This is a genomic window from Pseudomonas rhodesiae (genome assembly GCF_007858255.1).
GTDB lineage: Bacteria > Pseudomonadota > Gammaproteobacteria > Pseudomonadales > Pseudomonadaceae > Aquipseudomonas > Aquipseudomonas rhodesiae.
In genome coordinates this window covers 100,667-121,284 of sequence record NZ_VFEU01000014.1, presented here as the reverse complement: position 1 = coordinate 121,284, position 20,618 = coordinate 100,667, and the positions used below count along the sequence as shown (strand labels likewise).

Below are 20,618 nucleotides of genomic sequence, written 5' to 3'. Positions count from 1 at the left end.
GGGCAGGCAGACTGCTAAAGGGGGCAAGCCCCACCCACATTGGATGTCAGTATTACTTGGAGAAAGCAATTGCGCCGCTTCCAAACTGTGGGAGGGGGCTTGCCCCCGATGACGGCGCGTCAGTGACAGAGGGGCAGACAGATTGCTCCAGGGGGCAAGCCTTCACATTGGATCTGGTGTTATTTGGACAGGTAGCGCATGCCTTCTTCCAGCCCGCGCAGCGTCAGGGGGTACATCTGGTCTTCCACCAACTCCCGCACAATCCCTGTGGACGCCGTAAACCCCCAAGTGTCCTTGGGGTATGGGTTTATCCAGATCAGCTTCTTGTACTTGGCCATGAAGCGCTGCATCCACACATACCCGGGCTCTTCGTTCCAGTGCTCGACGCTGCCGCCGGCCTGGGTGATTTCGTACGGCGCCATCGAAGCGTCGCCGATAAAAATCACTTTGTAGTCGGCACCGTACTTGTGCAGTAAGTCCTGGGTGGAGGTGCGTTCCGAGGTGCGGCGCTGGTTGTTTTTCCACACCGATTCGTACACGAAGTTATGGAAGTAGAAGTACTCCAGGTGCTTGAACTCGGTCTTGCACGCGGAGAACAGTTCTTCGCAGATCTTCACATGGGCATCCATCGAGCCGCCGATATCGAACAGCAATAGCAGCTTGATGGTGTTGCGCCGTTCCGGGCGCATCTGAATGTTCAGCAAGCCGGCATCGCGGGCGGTGTGGTCGATGGTGCCGTCGATATCCAACTCTTCCGCCGCCCCTTGGCGCGCGAATTTGCGCAGGCGGCGCAGGGCCACTTTGATGTTGCGCGTGCCCAGTTCCACCTGGTCGTCGAGGTTTTTGTATTCGCGCTGGTCCCAGACTTTGACGGCCTTGCCCTGGCGCTTGCCGGCGTCGCCGACGCGGATGCCTTCCGGGTTATAGCCGCCGGAACCAAACGGGCTGGTGCCGCCGGTGCCGATCCACTTGTTGCCGCCCGCGTGGCGTTCTTTCTGTTCTTCCAGGCGCTTCTTGAATTCCTCGATCAGCTTGTCGAGGCCGCCCAGGGACTGGATCTGCGCACGCTCTTCATCGCTGAGCGAACGCTCGAATTCCTTGCGCAGCCAGTCTTCGGGGATCAGCGCCTGTAGGTGATCATCGAGTTTTTCCAGGCCGTTGAAATACGCGCCGAAGGCCCGGTCGAACTTGTCGAAATGCCGCTCGTCCTTAACCAGGATCGCCCGGGCCAAGTAGTAAAACTCGTCCATGTCGGCGAAGGTCACGCGTTGTTTGAGCGCGTTGATCAGGTCGAGCAATTCGCGCACCGACACCGGCACCTTGGCTGCGCGCATTTCATTGAACAGGTTGAGCAACATCAGCGATTACCGCGACGGCTCATGAACGCCAGACGCTCCAGCAACTGCACGTCCTGCTCGTTCTTCACCAGGGCGCCGGCCAATGGCGGAATGGCCTTGGTCGGATCACGCTCGCGCAGCACCGCCTCGCCGATGTTGTCGGCCATCAGCAGCTTGAGCCAGTCCACCAGTTCGGAAGTGGAGGGTTTTTTCTTCAGGCCGGGGACTTTGCGCACGTCGAAGAACACGTCCAGCGCTTCGCTGACCAGGTCTTTCTTGATGTCGGGGTAGTGCACATCGACGATCTTTTGCAGGGTGGTGCGATCCGGAAAGGCGATGTAATGGAAGAAGCAGCGGCGCAGGAACGCGTCCGGCAGTTCTTTTTCGTTGTTGGAGGTAATGATGATGATCGGGCGTTTTTTGGCCTTGATGGTCTCGTCGATTTCGTAGACGTAGAACTCCATCTTGTCGAGTTCTTGCAGCAGGTCGTTGGGGAACTCGATGTCGGCCTTGTCGATTTCATCGATCAGCAGAATCACGCGCTCCTCGGACTCGAACGCCTCCCAGAGCTTGCCTTTCTTCAGGTAGTTACGCACGTCGTGCACCTTGTCCACGCCCAACTGCGAGTCGCGCAGGCGGCTGACCGCGTCGTACTCGTACAAGCCTTGGTGGGCCTTGGTGGTGGACTTGATGTGCCAGGTAATCAGCTTGGCGCCGAAGGATTCGGCCAGTTGCTCGGCGAGCATGGTCTTGCCGGTGCCCGGCTCGCCCTTGACCAGCAGCGGACGCTCCAGGGTGATGGCAGCGTTGACGGCCAGTTTCAGGTCATCGGTGGCAACGTAGGCCTGGGTGCCTTCGAACTTCATCGGTGTTTCCTCGAATTCATCAATGCCCGGACTATACCGCGCGGCCCCGGCGACTGTGAACGCAGACGGGTTATTCAGTCTCTGAATGGCCGATCACTCTGCGCGCTCAGTCGGCGCTCGGCTTGGGTTGTTCATAGCGCGCGTTGAACGCCTGGATAAAGCCGTTGCGCAAAATCGCCACCACGGCCCAGAACGCGCTGACATCCTGCTGATGCACGCTGCCGCTCAGTTCCACGCGGGTGGCGAACTGGTTTTTGCGCTGGTTCTTCAGCACGGTCTCGCTGGCGCCCACCACGGCCTCCCAGATTGAGCGGAAGATGTTCTTGTCTTTGTTTTCCACGTCCTGCTGCCAGTCGAACACTTCCACATCCCGCAGCAACGGCTTGATGTAGCCGGTCAGTTGGCCCTTTTCAGCCTGGGCCTCAATGACCAGGTCGCCAGTGCCGGCCTTGAAATCGAACTTGCCGTAGGCCGAGGCAAAGTCGTTCATGCGCTTGAGCTGCAAGTCGCGGGCGCGGAAGCGGAATTCAAAGTCTTCGAAATTGCTCAAGGGGTCGAAGGTGGCACTGGCTTCAAGCGGGGCCTGGCCCAGCAGCAGTGCTTTACCGTCGAAGCGCGCATCGCGCCTGCCTTCGGTGTCGACCACATTGGTCAGGTTATAGAAGCTGGCATTGACGCCGGTGGCGTTGATGTTCACCGCCGGTTTGGAATTGAAGTTATGGAACGCGATCTTGCCGTCTTCGATGCGCACCTCGTTGAGGGTGATCGGCAGCAACTTGCCCAGTTGCTCGCGCCAGTCGGTGCCCTTACCGGTCTGGGACGCCTGCTTGTTGGCGCCGCCGTCGACAAAATTGATTTCCGGCCGCACAAAGTGGCCTTCGGCGACGACCGCATGGTCGTACCACAGCGAATGCCAGCTCACCGCGAACTCGATCAGTGGCGCCTTGACGAACGGCACCGGCACCTTGCCGTCCACCTTAACGATCTGCAAGCCGTTGATGCGGTAGGCGCCGCGCCACAGGGCCAGGTCCACGTCGGCGATTTCGCCGCGGTAGTCGCCCATATTGGCCAGCTTGTCATTCAGGTAATTGCGCACCAGGTAGGGCAGGGCGATGTTCAGGGCGATCAGCACCACCACCAACCCGGCGACGGTCCATAGCGGCCAACTGTAGCGACGTTTCATGGGGCAGTTCTCCTAGCTCGTAAGCAGATGGACTGTCGCGCCGGCCTCAACGTTCCTCCGACTGGACGCCTAGTACGACCCGGCATACCCTTGAAGCCTTTCGCACATCGCCCAATAGGACCCGCCATGAGCCGCATTTTTGCAGATAACGCGCACTCCATCGGTAATACGCCCTTGGTTCAGATCAACCGCATCGCTCCGCGCGGCGTGACCATTCTGGCCAAGATCGAAGGGCGCAACCCCGGTTACTCGGTGAAGTGCCGCATCGGTGCAAACATGATCTGGGACGCCGAAAGCAGCGGCAAACTCAAGCCGGGCATGACCATCGTCGAACCCACCTCCGGCAACACCGGCATCGGCTTGGCGTTCGTCGCCGCCGCCCGTGGCTACAAGTTGCTGCTGACCATGCCGGCCTCCATGAGCCTGGAACGGCGCAAGGTGCTCAAGGCCCTCGGCGCCGAGCTGGTACTGACCGAGCCGGCCAAAGGCATGAAAGGCGCGATCGAGAAGGCCGGCGAGATCGTCGCCAGCGACCCGGCCCAGTACTTTATGCCGGCCCAGTTCGAAAACCCGGCCAACCCGGCCATCCACGAAAAAACCACCGGTCCGGAAATCTGGAACGACACCGACGGCGCCGTGGATGTGCTGGTGGCGGGCGTGGGCACCGGTGGCACCATCACCGGCGTATCGCGCTATATCAAAAATATCCAAGGCAAGCCGATTCTGTCGGTTGCGGTCGAGCCGATCGGTTCGCCGGTGATCACCCAGACCCTGGCCGGTGAAGAGGTCAAGCCCAGCCCGCACAAGATCCAGGGGATCGGCGCCGGGTTCGTGCCGAAAAACCTCGACCTGTCGATGGTCGACCGCGTGGAACTGGTGAGCGACGAGGAATCCAAGGCCATGGCCCTGCGTTTGATGCAGGAAGAGGGGATCTTGTGCGGGATTTCCTGCGGCGCCGCGATGGCGGTGGCGGTGCGCCTGGCACAGAAACCGGAGATGCAGGGCAAGACTATCGTGGTGGTGCTGCCGGATTCCGGTGAGCGTTACCTGTCGAGCATGCTGTTCAGCGATCTGTTCACTGAGCAGGAAAACCAGGCTTGATGCAGGTCAGCTGGTCGGTGCGGGCCTTCTGCATAATGGCGCAACTGTTTATCATGGCCGGCTGTTACGTCTGGCATCCCTCCAACGGGGTGCTGTCGGCCAGACGCTTATTTCCAGGAGTTGCTGCATGACCTTTTCTCTGACCGCCAAACTGTCGGTGCTGCTGTTGTTTATCGGCAGCACGCTGTACGTGCACCTGCGCGGTAAGGCGCGTTTGCCGATGTTGCGCCAGTTCGTCAACCATTCGGCGCTGTTCGCCCCGTATAACGCCTTGATGTACCTGTTTTCGGCGGTGCCGTCCAAGCCGTACCTGGACCGCAGCAAATTCCCGGAGCTGGATGTGCTCAAGGACAACTGGGAAGTGATCCGCGAAGAGGCCATGCACCTGTTCGACGAGGGTTACATCCGCGCCGCCGAAAAGAACAACGACGCCGGTTTCGGTTCGTTCTTCAAAAAGGGCTGGAAGCGTTTCTATCTCAAGTGGTACGACAAGCCCCTGCCGTCGGCCGAGGCGCTGTGCCCGAAGACCGTGGCGCTGGTGAGTAGCATCCCCAACGTCAAGGGCGCGATGTTCGCGCTATTGCCGGGCGGCAGCCACCTTAACCCGCACCGCGACCCGTTCGCCGGTTCCCTGCGCTATCACTTGGGCTTGTCCACGCCCAATTCCGACGACTGCCGCATCTTCGTCGACGGCCAGGTGTACGCCTGGCGCGACGGTGAAGACGTAATGTTCGACGAAACCTATGTGCATTGGGTCAAGAACGAAACCGAGCAGACCCGCGTGATCCTGTTCTGCGACATCGAGCGTCCGCTGAGTAACCGCCTGATGACCCGCGTCAACCGTTGGGTCAGCAAACAGCTGGGCCGCGCCACCGCACCGCAGAACCTCGACGACGAGCGCGTGGGTGGGATCAACCAGGCGTATGCCTGGAGCAAGCGTTTCAGCGATAAGTTCAGTGGCATGGTCAAGCAGTGGAAGCGTAAACACCCCAAGGCCTACCGCATTGCGCGGCCGGTGCTGGCGGTGGTTGTCTTGGTACTGCTGTGGAAGTGGTTGTTCGGCTGATCTGAAGCGTTAAACGCGGTCAAAATGTGGGAGGGGGCTTGCTCCCGATAGCGGTGGATCGGTCATGGATGTTTTGACTGACATACCGCCATCGGGGGCCCCCTCCCACATTTGATCTCCTGTGTTCTTAAGAGGCAATCAGCTGCCGCAGCACATAGTGCAGAATTCCCCCCGACTTGAAGTACTCCACTTCATTCAAGGTATCGATCCGGCACAGCACCTCGACCTTCTCCGTGCTGCCATCCTCCCGGCTAATCACCAGCGTCAGGTTCATACGTGGCACGATCTCCACGTCGCTCAGCCCCAGAATATCGATCTTCTCCTTACCGGTGAGTTTGAGCGCCTTGCGGTTCTGGTCCAGCTTGAACTGCAACGGCAACACGCCCATACCCACCAGGTTGGAGCGGTGGATGCGCTCGAAACTCTCGGCAATCACCGCTTTGACCCCCAGCAGATTGGTGCCCTTGGCCGCCCAATCGCGGCTGGAGCCGGTGCCGTATTCCTGCCCGGCGATCACCACCAGCGGCGTGCCTGTAGCCTGGTATTTCATCGCGGCGTCGTAGATCGCCATCTTCTCGCCAGTGGGGATATACAGCGTATTGCCACCTTCCTCGCCGCCGAGCATTTCGTTGCGGATGCGGATATTGGCAAAGGTGCCGCGCATCATCACCTCATGGTTGCCCCGACGTGAGCCGTAGGAGTTGAAGTCGCGCGGTTCCACGCCCTGTTCGCGCAGGTAGCGGCCGGCGGGGCTGTCGACTTTGATATTACCGGCGGGGGAGATGTGGTCGGTGGTCACCGAATCCCCCAGCAACGCCAGCACGTTCGCACCTTTGACGTCCTTGATGACCGGCAGCGGCCCGGCAATGTCGTCGAAGAACGGCGGGTGCTGGATGTAGGTCGAGTCTTTCTGCCACACATAGGTGGCGGCTTGTGGCACCTCAATGGCCTGCCATTGCTCATCCCCGGCAAACACTTCGGCGTACTCCTTGTGGAACATGCCAGTGCTGACCTGGGCCACGGCGTCGGCGATTTCCTGGCTGCTGGGCCAAATGTCCTTGAGGTATACCGGGTTGCCATGCTGGTCGTTACCCAACGGCTCGCTGCTGATATCGATGCGCACGGTGCCCGCCAGGGCGTAGGCCACCACCAGGGGCGGCGATGCCAGCCAGTTGGTTTTCACCAGCGGATGCACGCGGCCTTCGAAGTTGCGGTTGCCGGACAAAACCGATGCCACGGTGAGGTCGGCTTTCTGGATGGCTTTCTCGATCGGCTCGGGCAAGGGCCCGGAGTTGCCGATGCAGGTGGTGCAGCCATAACCCACCAGATCGAAACCGAGCTTGTCCAGGTATTGCGTGAGCCCCGCGGCCTTGTAGTAGTCGGTGACCACTTTGGAGCCGGGCGCCAGGGAGCTTTTCACCCAGGGTTTGCGCGTCAGGCCTTTTTCCACGGCCTTCTTGGCCACCAGGCCGGCGGCCATCATCACGCTGGGGTTAGAGGTGTTGGTGCAGGAGGTGATCGCGGCGATCACCACGGCGCCGTTTTTCAGGCGATAGGTCTGACCGTCAAAGTCGTAATCGGCTTCCCCCACCAGGTCGGCATTGCCCACGGCGACGCCGCCGCCGCCTTCGCTTTCCAGGCGACCTTCTTCTTTATTGGTGGGTTTGAATTGCAGGTCGAGAAAGTCGCTGAATGCCTGGCCGACATTCGGCAGCGCCACCCGGTCCTGGGGACGCTTCGGCCCGGCCAGGCTGGCTTCGACGCTGCCCATCTCCAGGGCCAGGCTGTCGGTGAACACCGGCTCCTGGCCCGCGTGACGCCACAGGCCTTGGGCCTTGGTGTATGCCTCGACCAGTTTGACGGTTTCTGTCGGACGGCCCGAGAGGCGCAGGTAGTCCAGCGTCACTTCATCGACCGGGAAAAAGCCGCAAGTGGCGCCGTATTCCGGGGCCATGTTGGCGATGGTGGCGCGGTCCGCCAGGGGCAGGTCGGCCAGGCCGTCGCCATAGAACTCGACGAACTTACCCACCACGCCTTTCTTGCGCAGCATCTGGGTCACCGTCAGCACCAGGTCGGTGGCGGTGATGCCTTCCTTGAGTTTGCCGGTGAGCTTGAAGCCGATCACTTCGGGGATCAGCATCGACACCGGCTGGCCGAGCATCGCCGCCTCTGCTTCGATACCACCCACGCCCCAGCCGAGCACACCCAGGCCGTTGATCATGGTGGTGTGGGAGTCGGTGCCCACCAGGGTGTCGGGGAACGCATAAGTGCGGCCGTCTTCGTCTTTGGTCCAGACCGTGCGGCCCAGGTATTCGAGGTTGACCTGGTGGCAAATACCGGTGCCCGGCGGCACCACGCTGAAGTTGTCGAAGGCGCTCTGGCCCCAACGCAGGAAGGCATAGCGTTCGCCGTTGCGCTGCATTTCGATGTCGACGTTCTGCTCGAAGGCGTCGGCATTGCCGAACTTGTCGACCATCACCGAGTGGTCGATCACCAAATCGACGGGAGAGAGCGGGTTGATGCGTTGCGGGTCGCCACCGGCCTTGGCCACGGCGGCGCGCATAGCGGCCAGGTCGACCACGGCGGGTACGCCGGTAAAGTCTTGCATCAGCACGCGGGCGGGGCGGTACTGGATCTCGCGGTCGGACTGGCGCTCTTTGAGCCAGGCGGCGATGGCCTTGAGGTCGGCGCCGGTGACCGTTTTGTTGTCTTCCCAGCGCAGCAGGTTCTCCAGCAGCACTTTGAGCGACATCGGCAGCTTATCCAGGTCACCCAGGCTCTTGGCGGCTTCCGGCAGGCTGAAGTAGTGGTAGGTCTTGCTGTCTATTTCAAGGGTCTTAAGGGTTCTCAGACTATCAAGCGATGACATGACACGACTCCTTATGGTCCGCACGGCTACGGACCTGACGGGACGAACAGAGCTTTAAAGCTAGCGCTGTTTTCATTAGCAGGCTAATAACTGGACTCTATGGTGAAGTCCAAGGTTCCGAACTCGGCTATCATGCGCGCGTTTTCATGACAGACATTGCGATAGCGCAAGGTCCGTCGAGTCGCCAGGAGAGTTGATGAACATCCTTTTTATGCACTGCCGCCCAGGGTTTGAAGGCGAAGTCTGTTCCGAGATCGCGGAACACGCCGCGCGCCTGAACGTGTCCGGCTACGCCAAGGCCAAGACCGGCAGCGCCTGCGCCGAATTTGTCTGCACCGAAGAAGACGGCGCCCAGCGCTTGATGCACGGCCAGCGCTTTGCCGAGCTGATCTTCCCGCGGCAATGGGCGCGTGGAGTGTTTATCGACTTGCCGGAAACCGACCGCATCAGTGTGATCCTTGCCCACCTGCGCGAATTTCCGGTGTGCGGCAGCCTGTGGCTGGAAATGGTCGACACCAACGACGGCAAAGAGCTGTCGAACTTCTGCAAGAAATTCGAAGTACACCTGCGCAAAGCCCTGCTCAATGCCGGCCGGCTGGTGGATGACCCGAGCAAACCGCGCCTGCTGTTGACCTTCAAGAGCGGCCGCGAAGTGTTTATGGGCCTGGCCGAGTCGAACAACTCGGCGATGTGGCCCATGGGCATCCCCCGTCTGAAATTCCCCCGCGAAGCCCCCAGCCGCTCAACCTTGAAGCTGGAAGAGGCCTGGCACCACTTTATCCCCCGCGACCAGTGGGACGAGCGCCTGCATGGCGACATGACCGGCGTCGACCTTGGTGCCGCGCCGGGTGGCTGGACCTGGCAGTTGGTCAACCGTGGCATGCTGGTGACCGCCATCGACAACGGCCCCATGGCCGAGAGCTTGATGGACACCGGCTTGGTGCAGCACCTGATGGCCGACGGTTTCACTTTCGTGCCCAAGCAGCCGGTGGACTGGATGGTCTGCGACATCGTCGAGAAACCCGCGCGTAATGCGGCGCTGTTGGAAACCTGGATCGGCGAAGGGCATTGCCGCGAAGCGGTGGTCAACCTCAAGTTGCCGATGAAACAGCGCTATGCCGAGGTCAAGCGCTTGCTGGAGCGCATCGAGGAAGGCTTCAAGACGCGTGGCGTTCGTGTGGAAATCGGCTGTAAGCAGCTGTACCACGACCGTGAAGAGGTGACCTGCCACCTGCGTCGGCTGGAAAGCGTAAAGAAACCCAAGGCCCGCTGATCCAGCGCTCAAAATGTGGGAGCGGGCCGGCCCGCGAAAGCGGTATAACTGTCGAAATTTATGTTGAATGTGCCCGCGTCATCGCGAGCAAGCTCGCTCCCACAGGAAATCGAGCTGGTTTTAGGAGTGAAATATGAGTCTTGAATTGCCCGTCGACGCCACCCTCGACGCCACCGGCCTCAACTGCCCGGAACCAGTGATGATGCTGCACCAGCACATCCGCGACTTGCCGGCGGGCGGCTTGCTCAAGGTGATTGCGACCGACCCGTCGACCCGTCGCGATATCCCCAAGTTCTGTGTGTTTCTGGACCACGAACTGGTGGAGCAGCAGGAGCAGGCCGGCACCTACCTGTACTGGATTCGCAAAAAAGCCGATTAACCCCGTGCCTTGTCGGCCCGAATGCGCCGGCGCGCGCTACGCGCCAGGCGTATCAGCAACATCCCCGCCGCACAACTCAGACCCACGATCAACCCTTGCCACAAGCCGCTCGGGCCGCTGGGTTCGCCGAGCCAGTGGGTCAGCCCCAGGGCATAGCCCACCGGCAATCCCACGCCCCAATAGGCAAACAGGGTCAGCACCATGGTCACCCGCGTGTCTTGGTAGCCGCGCAGCGCACCGGCGGCGGTGACTTGGATCGAGTCTGAGAACTGGAACAGCGCCGAGAACACGATCAAGGTGGACGCCAGATGGATCACCACCGGGTCTGGGGTGTAAATGCTTGCGATCTGTTCGCGAAACAGCAGCATCAAACTGCAGGACAGGCACGCATACGCCAGCGCCGTGCCCATGCCGACCCCGGCGGCGAAGCGCGCTTCACGCGGCTCGCCACGCCCCAGGGCCTGGCCGACGCGCACGGTGACCGCCATGCTCAGGGAGTAGGGGATCATAAATACCAGGGAACTGACGTTCAGCGCGATCTGATGCCCCGACACCACCGTGGCGCCCAGGCTGCCGAGCAGCAGGGCGATTACCGCGAAGATGCTCGATTCGGCAAAGATCGCCACGCCAATCGGCAAGCCAATGCCCAGCACGCGTTTGATCACTGCCCATTGCGGCCAATCGAAGCGTTTGAACAACTCGCTGCTCTGGTAGGCGGCGCCCCAGCGCGTCCAGCCGGCCAGGCCGAGCATCATCACCCACATCGCAATGGCCGTGGCCCAGCCGCAGCCTACGCCGCCCATGGCCGGCACGCCAAAATGGCCGTAGATGAAGATGTAGTTCAGCGGAATATTCAGCGCCAGGCCGATCAGGCCCATAACCATGCTTGGCCGGGTGCGGCCCAGGCCGTCGCTGAAACAGCGCAACACGTAATACAACGCCACCGCCGGCATGCCCGCGGCGATGCCGTGCAGGTAACCCATGGATGGCGCGATCAGGTCGGGTTCCACCTTCATGGCATGCAAAATCGGTTCGGCGCACAGCAGCAATAATGCGCCGATGGCCCCGACGACCACCGCCAACCACAATGACTGACGGACCAACGGCCCGATCTCGCTGAACTGACCGGCGCCGTAACGCTGGGCGACTTTCGGCGTGGTGGCCAGCAGTGTGCCGGTCATCAGCAGGTACACCGGGATCCAGATCGAATTACCCAGGCCCACCGCCGCCAGATCCTGGGGGCTGACGCGCCCAGCCATCACCGCGTCGACAAAGCTCATGGCGGTGGTCGCCAGTTGGCCGATCATGATCGGCAGCGCGAGCGTCAACAGATCCCGCACCTCCCGGCTGATGCGGGCGGGGCGGGTGAGGGGAGCGGTGGCAGTGTTCACGTACGGGTGTCCAGTCGAAAGGTGCGCAAGGACGGCGGATTCTACGCCTTGACGCAATGGTCAGGAAAAAAGCTGTGTTAGGGATTTGTAAGCGAGGCCCGCGATCCCTGTACACTGCCTGTCCGCCAAAGGAGCCTGCCATGTTGATTGTTGCCGACGAAAATATCCCGCTGCTCGACGCGTTCTTCCAAGGGTTCGGCGAGATTCGCCGAGTGCCGGGCCGTTCCATCGACCGTGCGACCGTCGAGCAGGCCGACGTGCTGTTGGTGCGCTCGGTGACCAACGTCAACCGCGCCTTGCTTGAGGGCTCGTCGGTGCGTTTTGTCGGCACCTGCACCATCGGCACCGACCATTTGGACCTGGATTACTTCAAGCAGGCCGGTATCCAGTGGGCCAGCGCCCCCGGTTGCAACGCCCGCGGCGTGGTGGACTATGTGCTGGGTAGCCTGCAGACCCTGGCCGAGATCGAAGGGGTGGACCTCACCCGGCGCACCTATGGCGTGGTCGGCGCCGGTGAAGTGGGCGGGCGGTTGGTTCAGGTGCTCAAGGGCCTGGGCTGGAACGTGCTGGTGTGCGACCCGCCGCGCCAGGTCGCCGAAGACGGGGATTACGTCAGCCTCGGGCAGATCATCGAGCAGTGCGACGTGATCAGCCTGCACACGCCGTTGATCAAGTCCGGCAATGCCGCGACCTGGCACTTGTTCGACCGTCAGCGCCTTAGCCAGCTCAAGCACGGCGCGTGGCTGATCAATGCCAGCCGCGGTCCGGTGGTGGATAACGCCGCGCTGCGCGAGGTGCTGCTGGAACGCGAAGATCTGCAAGCCGTGCTCGATGTGTGGGAGGGCGAGCCTGAGGTCGATGTGGCACTGGCCGATCTATGCGTGCTGGCCACGCCGCATATCGCCGGTTACAGCCTGGACGGCAAACAGCGCGGCACGGCGCAGATCTATCAAGCGTTTTGCACCTATCTGGGGCAGGTGCCGAGTATCCAGCTGAGTGATCTGCTGCCGCCGCCGTGGTTGGCCGAAGTGCATTTGAACGCCGCGACGGACCCGGCCTGGGCGCTGGCGACTGTGTGCCGCAGCGTGTACGACCCGCGCCGTGACGATGCGGATTTTCGCCGCAGCCTGGTCGGCACCGTGCAAGAGCAACGCCTGGCCTTTGACCGGCTGCGCAAGCACTACCCGGAGCGCCGCGAGATCGAGGGTTTGAAAGTGCGGATCAACGGGGAGTCGGCGGCTCTCGCCAAGTTGGTCACTGCCCTCGGTGCCGAAGCCTTGTAGGAACACCACGCATAAAAAACCCGGCCACCGGGGCCGGGTTTGAAAGAGCGTGGGCGCTTCAGCCTTGCTTGGCAGGCTTGACCAGTCGCTGTTCCAGCGCGCTGCAGGCTTGCTGGATCATCTCTTCGGTAATCTGCACATCGTTGCCATCGGCATCGACATACCAGCACGGCAGCTGCTGCGGCTGGCGGATTACTTCGATTTTGGCATCGCTGCTGTGTTGCAAGGTCATGGGCCTGTCTCCTCATCAGGTTGTGTACCTACTCTAAATCCCCCGCGTGACCGAGCTATTACAACTCCTTACAAGATCACCGGTTCGAACGTCCACTCCAACAGAAACCGCCAAGGATTTCCAGCCGGGCGTTAGACCGATAGCCTCTAGTGGCCAGCATCGACGGGCATAATTAACTGGACTCATTGTTATTTGCCCAAGTTCCCCCAATGTTGAACTACAGATTCCTTACCGGTGATGCCTTCCATGCTCTCAGTCCGTCAACGCCGTGCGATTCGCCTGGCCAGCCGCTTCATCGCGCCCTACCGTTGGCAGGCGCTGGGTGCCCTGGTGGCGCTGATCGTCACCGCCGGCATCACCTTGTCTATGGGGCAGGGCATTCGCCTGCTGGTGGATCAAGGCTTCATGACCCAGTCGCCGCACCTGCTCAACCAGTCCATCGGCCTGTTTATGGTGTTGGTGCTGGGCCTGGCGGTCGGCACCTTTGCGCGCTTCTACCTGGTGTCGTGGATCGGCGAGCGGGTGGTGGCGGATATCCGGCGGCAGGTGTTCAACCACTTGATCTATCTGCACCCTGGGTTCTATGAAAACAACCGCAGCTCGGAAATCCAGTCGCGCCTGACCACCGACACCACCCTGTTGCAGTCGGTGATCGGTTCATCGCTGTCGCTGTTCCTGCGCAATGGGTTGATGGTGATCGGCGGCATCGTGCTGTTGTTTGTCACTAACCCCAAACTCACCAGCATCGTGGTGGTGGCGCTGCCGCTGGTGTTGTCGCCGATTCTGATCTTTGGCCGTCGGGTGCGCAGTTTGTCGCGCCAGAGCCAGGACCGCATTGCCGATGTGGGCAGCTATGTGGCCGAGACCCTTGGCCAGATCAAGACCGTGCAGGCCTACAACCATCAAGTGCAGGACGAGCAGCGCTTTGCCGTCACCGTCGAACAGGCGTTCAGTACTGCGCGTAAACGCATCGCCCAGCGAGCCTGGCTGATTACCCTGGTGATCATGCTGGTGCTCGGCGCGGTGGGGGTGATGCTGTGGGTGGGCGGCATGGACGTGATCAACGGGCGCATTTCCGGTGGTGAGCTGGCGGCATTCGTGTTCTACAGCCTGATCGTCGGCAGCGCCGTCGGCACGCTGAGCGAGGTGCTCGGCGAACTGCAGCGCGCCGCCGGTGCGGCGGAGCGCATCGCCGAGTTGTTGCAGTCGACCAACCAGATCCAAGCGCCGGCTGCTGGCAGCGTGCCGCTGCCCGAGCGGGGCAGCGGCCGCATGGAACTGCAAGATCTGCGTTTTTCCTACCCGTCGCGGCCGGACAGCTACGCCATCGATGGCCTGACGCTGACGATCAATCCTGGCGAGACCTTGGCACTGGTCGGGCCGTCCGGCGCGGGCAAGTCGACGATTTTCGATCTATTGTTGCGCTTCTACGATCCCCAGCAAGGCCGCATCCTGCTCGAAGGCCAGCCGCTGACCGCCCTCGACCCCATGGACCTGCGCCGCCACTTCGCCCTGGTGTCCCAGAGCCCCGCGCTGTTTTTCGGCAGTGTCGAAGAGAACATCCGCTACGGCAACCCGAATGCCACACGCGAGCAAGTCGAAGCCGCTGCGCGCATTGCCCACGCCCACGACTTCATTCTGCAAATGCCCGACGGGTACCAGACGCACCTCGGTGATGGCGGTCAGGGCCTTTCCGGCGGCCAACGCCAACGCCTGGCCATCGCCCGCGCGCTCTTGGTGGACGCGCCGATCCTGCTGCTGGACGAAGCCACCAGCGCCCTCGATGCCCAGAGCGAACACCTGATCCAACAGGCCCTGCCGCAACTTATGCAAGGGCGCACTACCCTGGTCATCGCCCACCGGCTGGCCACGGTGAAGAACGCCGATCGAATTGCCGTGATGGATCAAGGAAAACTGATGGCGGTGGGCACCCATCAGCAGTTGATCGCGAGTAACCCGCTGTATGCGCGGTTGGCGGCGTTGCAGTTCAGCGATGGGGAAGAATCGGCCAGCTAGGCGATTGTTAGCGGTGATCAGCTCCCATTCCACAGGTGGAATCCACACTCCATAAAAAATGCCCGTATCTTCCAATACGGGCACTTATCTTCACGCTTGAGCGGGTAACTGCTTCAGCGTTCACTGATCATCAAAATACCGCTCATGCCAATCCACCAATGGCTGTGGCGAGTTGAGCTTCTGCCCGTAGATCACCGAATAAGACAGCACGTTCTGTACGTATTGTCGGGTTTCGTCGAACGGGATGCTTTCCACCCACACGTCGAAGCTCAAGTGGTCGGCCCCGCGCAGCCACTGGCGTACGCGGCCGGGGCCGGCGTTGTAGGCGGCGGAGGCGAGCACGCGGTTGCCGTTGAACTGGCTGTGCACTTGGCTCAGGTAAGCGGCGCCCAGTTGGATATTCTTGTCCGGGTCCAGCACCTGAGACGGGGAGGCCAGCGGAATGCTGAATTTGCGCGCGGTGTCCTTGGCGGTGCCGGGCATCAGTTGCATCAGGCCGCTGGCACCGACGCCGGAGCGGGCGTCGTCCATAAAGGCGCTTTCCTGGCGGGTAATGGCGAATACCCAGCTTGAATGCAGCCCGCGTACCTTGGCTTCGCGCACCAGGGTGTCGCGGTGGGCCATCGGGAAACGAATATCTAAGTCATCCCAGTACTGGGCTTGGCTGATGGTGCGGATGGCCGGGAAGTACCATTTCATGTCGTAGGCCAGTTTGGCTTGGGCGACCATCTCGTCACGGTTGAAGTGACGGCTGACGTGATACCACTCGCGGCGGCCGTCGACGATTTGCCCGCGCGCGTAGAACTCCAGGGCACGGCGCACGCCAGGCGTATTGCGCACCTTGTTGACCAGCGCCTGGCTCATCAGCAGCGGCTTGTTTTTCAATTGATAAGGCGCTTTGGAACGGTCGGCGGCCAGGAAGCCATAAAAGTCCCGTTCCTGGGCGAGGTTTTTGTACAGCACCAACGCTTGCGGGTTTTTCGGCTCGGCCAATTCCAGGCTGCGGGCCTGCCAGTAGCGCCAGCGGTTGCTGGTGGCCAGGTCCTGCGGGAGTTTGCGGGTCAGCTGGTAGGCATCTTCCCAGCGCGCCAGGCGCAACAGTAGGCGCAGGCGCCATTCGGAGACCGTATTGTCGCGCAGTTCCGGGTCGTATTTGGTCATCACCTCAAGGGCGCGCGGGTCGAAGCGTTTGGCCAGGGTCAGGCCTATTTCGCGGGCGATCGCCACTTTTTCGTCACGGGAGAAGTGCATGCTGCTGGCATAGCCATCGAGCAGCGCCATGGCCTTGTCCGGGTCCTGGCGGGCCAGGCGACGCAGGCCCAAGCCCACGGCGTCGGACATCGCCTCGGTGGCCGGCAGGAAGCGCGACGGGTCACTGAGCATGTCGGGCTTCTGTGCCACGTCCACCATCAAACGGCCTTGGGCGCCCAGGGTCGGCAGGGTTTTTACCAGGCTGTTGGCCAGCGCGTAATTGCGCGCTTCGGCGGCGAGCTTGGCGCGGTCCCAGATTTTCTGTTCGGTGAGTTGGCCGTCGGCGGCCCACTGGCCAAAAGTCACATCACAGGCGGCCGGTTGGGATTTGCCGGTCATCCAGAGTTTTTCGGCGGTTTTGTAGCCTTCCGCTTTCAGGTTGTGAGTGAGTTGGTATTGGCCGTGCAGGCAGTCCAGCTCGACGAAATTGAGCTTGGGGTCGTAGTACTTTTCAAAGGTCTGCCAGTCACCACGCTCGGCCAGCCAGCGCAACCAGCGCAGCTTCATCCAGTTGGCCTGGGGCAGGTCGCCGTTCTTGGCGAGGAATTGTTCGATTTCTTCGTTGCTGGCGCTCTTCAGGCGTGCGGTCAGCTCGTCGTAGGCCAGGTACGGCGTCAGTGGATAATCGGCCAGGGCCTGGCTGTATTGCATGTACGGGCCGGTATCGCCCTTGGCCAGGGCGCGCTTGGCCTCATCGTAATATTGACGTTGAGTGGTGAGGTCCACAGCCTGGGCGGATTGAACGGCGGTGGCGGAAAGAAGCAGACAGGATAAAAAGTTGAAAAGGCGACTGCGCATGAGACGTCCGTGCAGAGAAATCACGACTAGCACCGGCACCGCCGACGCTGATTGCCCCTAGCTTAGCCTTTTGCCAGCGGCCCGTGAAAGCTTTGCAGGATGGTTCCTGCAAGTTCGCTGCAAATGTCCTACAGAACGTGTCAACAACGAAAATGCCAGCCGCATCCCACCCTCAACTCAGGTAGAATGCGCGCCCAGTTTTTGGAGAAGCGTATGACCCTGCTCAAATTCAGCGATGTGTCCCTTGCTTTCGGCGCTATGCCGTTGTTGGACAAGGTGTCCTGGCAGATCGCCCGTGGTGAGCGGGTGTGCATCATCGGCCGCAACGGCACCGGCAAGTCCAGCATGATGAAGCTGGTCAAAGGCGATCAGAAGCCCGACGATGGCTCCGTCTGGCGCGCCCCGGGCCTGAAGATCGGCGAATTGCCCCAGGAATTGCCGGTGGCCGACGGACGGACAGTGTTCGACGTGGTTGCCGAAGGCCTGGACGGCGTCGGCGCACTGCTCGCCGAGTACCATCATCTGGCGCAGAACTGCGTCACCGAGGAAGACCTGGACAAGCTGATGCACGTCCAGCAAGAGCTCGAAGCCCGTGATGGCTGGCGCTTGCAGCAGCTGGTGGACAGCACCCTGAGCCGCCTGCAACTGCCGGCCGACAAGACCCTCGCCGAATTATCCGGCGGCTGGCGTCGCCGGGTGTTGCTGGCCCAGGCGCTGGTGTCCGAACCGGACCTGCTGCTGCTCGACGAACCGACCAACCACTTGGACATCGGCGCCATTGCCTGGTTGGAAGAGGCCCTGAAGGATTTCCAGGGCGCCGTGCTGTTTATCACCCACGACCGTTCTTTCCTGCAAAACCTGGCAACCCGCATCCTCGAACTGGACCGTGGTGGCCTGATCGACTGGAACGGCGACTACGCCAGCTTCCTGGTACACAAGGAAGCCGCACTGGCCGCCGAAGAAACCGCCAACGCCTTGTTCGACAAGAAACTGGCTCAGGAAGAAGTCTGGATCCGCCAGGGCATCAAGGCGCGTCGCACCCGTAACGAAGGTCGCGTACGGGCGCTGAAAGCCTTGCGCGTGGAGCGCAGCGAACGTCGCGAGCGCACCGGCAAAGCCAATATCCAGCTGGATACCGCCGACAAGTCGGGCAAGCAAGTGATGGTGCTGGAGAACGTCAGCTTCCATCACCCGGACGGCCCGTTCCTGATCAAGGACTTCTCCATGGTCCTGCAGCGCGGCGACCGGATCGGCCTGCTCGGCGCCAACGGTACCGGCAAAACCACGCTGCTCAAGCTGATGCTCAGCGGTCTGCAACCGACCAGCGGTACTGTGGCCGAAGGCACGCGTATCGATGTGGCTTATTTCGACCAACTGCGCCACCAGCTGGACCTGGAAAAGACCGTGATCGATAACGTGGCCGAAGGCCGTGACTTTATCGATATCGACGGCCAGAGCCGCCACGTACTCAGCTACCTCGGCGATTTCCTGTTCAGCCCGCAGCGTGCGCGTACGCCGGTAAAAGCCTTGTCCGGTGGTGAGCGTGCGCGTCTGCTGCTGGCCAAATTGTTCAGCAAACCGGCGAACCTGCTGGTGCTCGACGAACCGACCAACGACCTGGACGTGGAAACCCTCGAACTGCTGGAGGAGGTGCTGCTGACCTTCAACGGCACCGTGCTGATGGTCAGCCACGACCGGGCATTCCTCGACAACGTGGTGACCAGTACCCTGGTCTTCGAAGGCGAAGGCAAGGTGCGCGAATATGTCGGTGGCTATCAGGACTGGCTACGCCAGGGCGGCTCGCCGCGTCTGCTGGGCGTGACCGAAAGCAAATCCGGCAAGGCCGACTTGAACTCGGCGGTGGTTACGCCGGTGGCCGCGCCAGCACCCGCGCAGGAAGCCGCACCAGCGGCCAAGAAAAAGCTCAGCTACAAATTGCAGCGCGAGTTGGAAGCCTTGCCGGGGGATATCGAGGCCAAGGAGCAGCAGATCGCTGCAGTAGAGGCGCAAATGGCTGACGCAGGTTTCTACCTGCGTCCTGCGGCAGAAACCGCCAAGGTCATTGCTTCTCTGGAGACGTTGAATGAGGAGCTGGAAACGTTGCTCGAACGTTGGGCCGAGCTGGATGCCTGAGTGACCTTGGTGCAGTAAAAAGCCCGGCGCCCTCATGGGGGCGCCGGGCTTTTTTCATATGAAATGCGGTTCAAATGGGGAAGGGTTTGCTCCCTCCCAAATTAGATCTGCACAGGTCCTAGGCGCTTTTTACCAGCTTCACCGCCAGCACATCGCACGGCGCGCCGTGCAGCACATCATTGGCGGTGGAGCCCAGCAGCAGCGCCAGGCCGTGACGGCCATGGCTGCCGACCACGATCAGGTCACAGCCTTGCTCCTTGGCGAGGTGGTGGATTTCCTGGCGCGGCTGGCCGTAGGTAAGGTGTGAGTTTTCTTTGGTCACTTCCGGGTATTTGGCTATCAGGCGGTCGAGACGTTCTTTGGCCTGGTCGAACTGTTGTTGCTGCAGTTGGGACAGGTCCATCGGAACATCGCCGCCGAAGGCCATGGCCATGGGTTCGACGATATGCACGAGGGACAGTTTGGCGCCGCTGGCGACCGCGAAAGCCCGGGCGCGCTTGATCACTGGATCGCACTCTTCGGTCAGATCTACGGCGACCAGAATATGTTCGTATGACATGAGGCGTTCCTCCAGAGGACTGCAATAAATTAAGTATGGCTGGTTTCAAGCGGATGGGGTTGCGTCAGGTCAAATCCGCTCATCAGAAAAATCGGGAGTACACATATGACGGTCTGGATAGTGGTGTCAATCCTTGTGGTGGTATTGAGCCCCCTGGCATGGCTGCGCCCGTCGCGTCACCAGAGCGGGCGCATGGCCTTGCGCATGGAGGCTCGCCGCATGGGGTTGGCCATGCAATTGGCGCCCCAGGAATGGCCGCACTGGCTCAAACAAGAGCCGCCCAGCCCTTGCGCCCAGTACTGCCGGCCACGACGCGGCGCCACGCCGGCCATTTGGAGCTACTGGCAACTGGAGCCGGGGGTGTGGGTTAACCAATGGCGAGAAAACTGCGTGGATGAGAAGTTGTTGCCGCATTTTTCAACGCTGCCGGTCAACGTCTACAAAGTCGAAGCCGACAAGCAAATGATTGCCTTGTATTGGGGCGAGAAGGGCGATGCGAGTGTCTTGAAGGACATCGACGCGTTGCTCAAGGCGCTGGCCTGAACCCAGGCGGCCCAGACTCAAACAGGCATTAAAAAGCCCGACATCATCATCGGGCTGGAGTTGGCCAGGCAGGCCGGTGAATCTTGCGCCGGGTGTTGTCTTCTGGCGCTGTACGGTTGGCGCTAGCGTAGCCGTATCTCTCAATCTGTACAGCCCTTTCCCAAATAACTGAAATTATTGATTTCGTGAATAGTTGAATATTGACGAAGCGCGGGCCTATGGTTGAGGTTCTGAAATGACTGGAAAGTCGCGTTTTTCCTAGCCTTTGGAGCGATTGACAATTGCTCGGAATTGGATGAAGGTGGCGTACCCAAATCAAACGGGCGTATGAATTGAGC

At 61.1% G+C, this 20,618-nt stretch carries 16 protein-coding genes; 8 read left to right on the top strand and 8 right to left on the bottom strand.

Features of this window, described 5'->3' with window-relative positions; genetic code table 11:
• Nucleotides 1-179 precede the first annotated feature (179 nt).
• From FIV35_RS19775 to FIV35_RS19765, 3 genes are all read right to left on the bottom strand, one after another.
• Nucleotides 180-1,358, bottom strand: coding sequence for a vWA domain-containing protein (locus tag FIV35_RS19775; protein ID WP_034096457.1), 1,179 nt, complete (start codon nt 1,356-1,358; stop codon nt 180-182).
• Complete coding sequence (locus tag FIV35_RS19770; protein WP_003210690.1) at nt 1,358-2,203, bottom strand: AAA family ATPase; 846 nt, start codon at nt 2,201-2,203, stop codon at nt 1,358-1,360. The genes FIV35_RS19775 and FIV35_RS19770 overlap by 1 nt, the downstream gene beginning before the upstream one ends.
• A gap of 106 nt (nt 2,204-2,309) precedes the next feature.
• Nucleotides 2,310-3,386 carry a DUF748 domain-containing protein gene (locus FIV35_RS19765; RefSeq protein WP_034137395.1) on the bottom strand — a complete coding sequence of 359 codons (1,077 nt, stop codon included), beginning with the start codon at nt 3,384-3,386 and terminating at the stop codon, nt 2,310-2,312.
• A gap of 126 nt (nt 3,387-3,512) precedes the next feature.
• Between FIV35_RS19765 and cysK the strand changes: the two genes are divergently transcribed.
• Nucleotides 3,513-4,487 carry a cysteine synthase A gene (gene cysK, locus FIV35_RS19760; protein WP_034096460.1) on the top strand — a complete coding sequence of 325 codons (975 nt, stop codon included), beginning with the start codon at nt 3,513-3,515 and terminating at the stop codon, nt 4,485-4,487.
• Between the two features lie 127 nt (nt 4,488-4,614).
• Complete coding sequence (locus FIV35_RS19755; RefSeq protein ID WP_034137396.1) at nt 4,615-5,553, top strand: aspartyl/asparaginyl beta-hydroxylase domain-containing protein; 939 nt, start codon at nt 4,615-4,617, stop codon at nt 5,551-5,553.
• Nucleotides 5,554-5,680: 127 nt separating this feature from the next.
• Here the strand turns inward: FIV35_RS19755 and acnA are convergent, their stop codons facing one another.
• A complete protein-coding gene (gene acnA, locus FIV35_RS19750; RefSeq protein ID WP_034137397.1) occupies nt 5,681-8,422 on the bottom strand; it encodes an aconitate hydratase AcnA in 2,742 nt (913 codons plus the stop codon).
• A 196-nt stretch (nt 8,423-8,618) separates the two neighbouring features.
• Here acnA and rlmM point away from each other — a divergent pair, with 196 nt between their 5' ends.
• Nucleotides 8,619-9,695 carry a 23S rRNA (cytidine(2498)-2'-O)-methyltransferase RlmM gene (gene rlmM, locus FIV35_RS19745; RefSeq protein WP_083377900.1) on the top strand — a complete coding sequence of 359 codons (1,077 nt, stop codon included), beginning with the start codon at nt 8,619-8,621 and terminating at the stop codon, nt 9,693-9,695.
• Nucleotides 9,696-9,828: 133 nt separating this feature from the next.
• A complete protein-coding gene (gene tusA, locus FIV35_RS19740; RefSeq protein ID WP_034096464.1) occupies nt 9,829-10,074 on the top strand; it encodes a sulfurtransferase TusA in 246 nt (81 codons plus the stop codon).
• Here the strand turns inward: tusA and FIV35_RS19735 are convergent.
• A complete protein-coding gene (locus FIV35_RS19735) occupies nt 10,071-11,465 on the bottom strand; it encodes an MATE family efflux transporter (protein ID WP_034096465.1) in 1,395 nt (464 codons plus the stop codon). The two genes, tusA and FIV35_RS19735, sit on opposite strands and share 4 nt — an antisense overlap.
• A 140-nt stretch (nt 11,466-11,605) precedes the next feature.
• Between FIV35_RS19735 and pdxB the strand changes: the two genes are divergently transcribed.
• Nucleotides 11,606-12,748, top strand: coding sequence for a 4-phosphoerythronate dehydrogenase PdxB (gene pdxB / locus FIV35_RS19730; protein WP_034137399.1), 1,143 nt, complete (start codon nt 11,606-11,608; stop codon nt 12,746-12,748).
• A gap of 58 nt (nt 12,749-12,806) precedes the next feature.
• Here pdxB and FIV35_RS29655 read toward each other — a convergent pair whose 3' ends face one another.
• Complete coding sequence (locus FIV35_RS29655; protein ID WP_034096467.1) at nt 12,807-12,980, bottom strand: PA1571 family protein; 174 nt, start codon at nt 12,978-12,980, stop codon at nt 12,807-12,809.
• 237 nt (nt 12,981-13,217) lie between these two features.
• Between FIV35_RS29655 and FIV35_RS19725 the strand changes: the two genes are divergently transcribed.
• On the top strand, nt 13,218-14,996 hold the full coding sequence (locus tag FIV35_RS19725) for an ABC transporter transmembrane domain-containing protein (RefSeq protein ID WP_162276700.1): 1,779 nt from the start codon (nt 13,218-13,220) through the stop codon (nt 14,994-14,996).
• 120 nt (nt 14,997-15,116) lie between these two features.
• Here the strand turns inward: FIV35_RS19725 and FIV35_RS19720 are convergent, their stop codons facing one another.
• Nucleotides 15,117-17,045 (bottom strand): transglycosylase SLT domain-containing protein, encoded by a 1,929-nt coding sequence (locus tag FIV35_RS19720; protein WP_034096469.1) that lies wholly within the window; start codon nt 17,043-17,045, stop codon nt 15,117-15,119.
• A gap of 213 nt (nt 17,046-17,258) precedes the next feature.
• On the opposite strand from FIV35_RS19720, the gene FIV35_RS19715 reads away from it, so the two are divergent.
• The gene (locus tag FIV35_RS19715) at nt 17,259-19,178 is read left to right on the top strand and encodes an ATP-binding cassette domain-containing protein (RefSeq protein WP_034137401.1); all 1,920 of its coding nucleotides are present in this window, start codon (nt 17,259-17,261) and stop codon (nt 19,176-19,178) included.
• Between the two features lie 118 nt (nt 19,179-19,296).
• On the opposite strand, the gene FIV35_RS19710 is transcribed toward FIV35_RS19715, so the two are convergent.
• Entirely contained in the window at nt 19,297-19,737 is a 441-nt protein-coding gene (locus FIV35_RS19710; RefSeq protein ID WP_034096471.1) for a universal stress protein, read from the bottom strand.
• 105 nt (nt 19,738-19,842) lie between these two features.
• Between FIV35_RS19710 and FIV35_RS19705 the strand changes: the two genes are divergently transcribed.
• Nucleotides 19,843-20,280 carry a hypothetical protein gene (locus FIV35_RS19705; RefSeq protein WP_083377899.1) on the top strand — a complete coding sequence of 146 codons (438 nt, stop codon included), beginning with the start codon at nt 19,843-19,845 and terminating at the stop codon, nt 20,278-20,280.
• Nucleotides 20,281-20,618: the final 338 nt, after the last annotated feature.